A 314-nucleotide genomic window follows, 5' to 3' on the forward strand; every position below is an offset into this window, starting at 1 on the left:
AAGTGTATAAACACAGCGTAATACTCAGCTTGGCCATGATGAAGTAGTTTATACCCAGCATATACCCGTATCTCACCAACGCCAAAAAACCTCGCATAAAACGAAATGCGCTACTGTGGTATTTAAATCAGTGATGCAAGATACCTTATATCAAAAGCAACAACTGCCCTTTGAACATGCTGATTTACAAACAGGCTTTACACCTTTTATAAAAAAAATCGAAGACACTAGTATCAGTTTATCCGCAGTGCCGTTCTCAGCAACAAGCATACGTCCGCCTATTAATATATGTGCTAATCAGCCTATATCAGCTC

Annotated in this window: 1 pseudogene; it reads left to right on the forward strand. The window is 39.2% G+C overall.

From position 1 onward, the window contains the following. Positions 1-115 precede the first annotated feature (115 nt). Positions 116-314, forward strand: a pseudogene (locus CWC30_RS18530) (DASH family cryptochrome); the annotation flags it as partial.

Origin of the sequence: Pseudoalteromonas sp. S4741 (assembly GCF_005886135.1) — a bacterium.
GTDB classification, from domain to species: domain Bacteria; phylum Pseudomonadota; class Gammaproteobacteria; order Enterobacterales; family Alteromonadaceae; genus Pseudoalteromonas; species Pseudoalteromonas tetraodonis.